General features: G+C 76.5%; 2 protein-coding genes. One reads left to right on the forward strand and one right to left on the reverse strand.

Annotated features, from left to right (window positions below):
* The coding region (locus SSOG_RS19965) for a BACON domain-containing protein (RefSeq protein ID WP_039941398.1) at positions 1-1,602 on the reverse strand (1,602 nt) is incomplete at its 3' end.
* Positions 1,603-1,784: 182 nt separating this feature from the next.
* Between SSOG_RS19965 and SSOG_RS19970 the strand changes: the two genes are divergently transcribed.
* On the forward strand, positions 1,785-2,350 hold a 566-nt coding region (locus SSOG_RS19970), incomplete at its 3' end, for a DUF7125 family protein (RefSeq protein WP_009716058.1).

The raw sequence follows: 2,350 nt of genomic DNA on the forward strand, positions 1-2,350 counted from the left end.
TTTGCCTCGGCCCTCGATCACCACCATCGCGCCCGACGGCGCCACCGTCACCCGCGCCCGCCAGCGGCCCGGCGGCTCGCGGTCGTGGTCGACCGACACCGTGAGCGTCGTCGTGTCGCCGGGCCGCAGCTCACCGGCGGTGCGGCTCAGCCGGAGCCAGGACGCGCCGCCCGACGCCGAGGCCGACCAGCGCACCGGGGCGCCGCCGGAGGCGGACAGGGTGATGACCGTCACATCGCCGCTCGGCTGGGCCTCCACGGTGAGCCGCCCGGGCCCGGGGGCCGGACGGGAGGGGGCGGATCCGCCGCCGTGGCGCCCGCCGCCCTCGGGGCGGGAGCCGCCGCGGGAGCGGCCGACGTCCTTGGCGTGGCGCTCCGGCTTGCCGTCCACGCCGATGACCTCGACCGACACTTCGGGCCCCCCGCTGCGCAACCGGGTCGCGCCGGAACGGTCCTGCGCGCTGCCCGCCTGCTCGTACGCACGCCCGGCGGACCGATCCTGCTCACCGTCCGGAGCCTCACCCGCGCCGTCCGCGGCGGCGGCCACCGAGTCCGTGTCGTGCTCGTCACCGGCGAGCGGCGCACCCCGGTAGGCGGCCCACAGGGCGAGCACCGGGGCGGCCACCACCGTGGCGACCACGGTCGTGGTCAGGGCGCGGCTGCGCAGTCGGCTGCGGCGGGCGGCCCGGTCCTGGGGGTCCAGCGGGAAGCCGCGCCGGTCGAAGCGCGGACCGGCCGCGGCGCGCACGGGACGGGCGCTCAGGGCGCACAGCATCGCGGCGTGCACGGCGGAGCGGGGCGCCTCCACCAGCGGCAGCGCGGCGGGCGCGGCGGCCGTGCCGGGCCAGGGGCCGTCCGCCGTGGCCCGCTCCGCCATGCGGCGGCATTCGCGGCAGTCGTCGACGTGGCGCACCAGCTCACGGCGGAGCGCGGCGGAGAGCAGCACCTGGGTGTCGCCCGCGAGCCGGGCGACTACGGGGCAGTGGCCCAGCTCCACGACGGCGAGCGCGGCGCGGGTGCGCTCCACCTCGCAGGCGGCGCTGGAGAGCAGGGCGCGGGTCTCGTCGGGCTCCTTGCCGAGCGCGGCGGCGACCTCGGCGGGGGTGAGCTGGTGGCGGACGTGGAGTTCGAGCGCCTCGCGCTGTGCGGCGGTGGTCCCGGCGGCCTCGGGCCAGGCGAGCGCGGCGAGTTCGCGGCGGCGGCGGTCGGCGACGGGCTCGGGCAGCGCGGTGTCCGGACCGCCCCGCCCGCCCGTCGGGTCCCGCGGCTCCCGCCGCTCCCGCAGCTCGGCGAGCTTGCGCAGACAGGCCCAGCGGGCGACCGCGTAGAGCCACGGCCTGCTCGGCTCCTCCTCGTCCTCCGCGCGTCCACGCCCGCGCCCCCGCCCGAGCCGCCGCTCGGCGACGGCCAGCACATCGCCGAGCGTGACGGCCGCGGCGTCGTGCTCGCAGAGGACCGACAGGCAGTAGGTGAACAGACCGTCCAGATACGGCTCGTAGCGCGCGGGGGGCCGCTGAGGGCGCGTGGTGGTGACGCGGGGCGCGCGGCGCTGCGCCCGGTGTGCACCGGTGGCGTGTGTCGAGTGCTCGGACCTGCTGCTCATCACCCGGCGACCGTAGGCGGATGATGCAGACTCGCTCGCCTTACTTGGGCAGTTTTAACCCTTACGGGTGACCATCTCCCTCATAAGGGGACAGGTGTCCCTCTTCCGTGCCGCAGAACTGCTATGAGCCCACAAGCAGCCTGGGCGCCGCCCTGTCGGTGGCCGACGCTAGCGTTGGCGTCATGGCTGCCCGTAGCTCCTCCCGTTCATCCGCCAAGGACCGGCCCTCCTACCGCTGCACCGAATGCGGCTGGACCACCGCCAAGTGGCTCGGCCGCTGCCCGGAGTGCCAGGCCTGGGGCACGGTCGAGGAGCACGGTGTGCCCGCCGTGCGGACCACCGCGCCCGGCCGGGTCACCTCGGCCGCGCTGCCCATCGGCCAGGTCGACGGCCGTCAGGCCACCGCCCGCTCCACCGGTGTGGACGAGCTGGACCGGGTGCTCGGCGGCGGGCTGGTCCCCGGCGCCGTGGTGCTGCTGGCCGGGGAACCGGGCGTCGGCAAGTCGACGCTGCTGCTGGACGTCGCGGCCAAGGCCGCCACCGACGACCACCGCACGCTGTATGTGACCGCGGAGGAGTCGGCCAGTCAGGTCCGGCTGCGCGCCGACCGCATCGGGGCCCTGAACGAGCACCTCTACCTGGCGGCCGAGACCGATCTGTCCGCCGTGCTCGGTCATCTCGACTCGGTCAAGCCGTCGCTGCTGATCCTGGACTCCGTCCAGACCGTCGCCTCGCCCGAGCTCGACGG

It is taken from the genome of Streptomyces himastatinicus ATCC 53653 (assembly GCF_000158915.1).
In the GTDB taxonomy this organism is placed as follows: domain Bacteria; phylum Actinomycetota; class Actinomycetes; order Streptomycetales; family Streptomycetaceae; genus Streptomyces; species Streptomyces himastatinicus.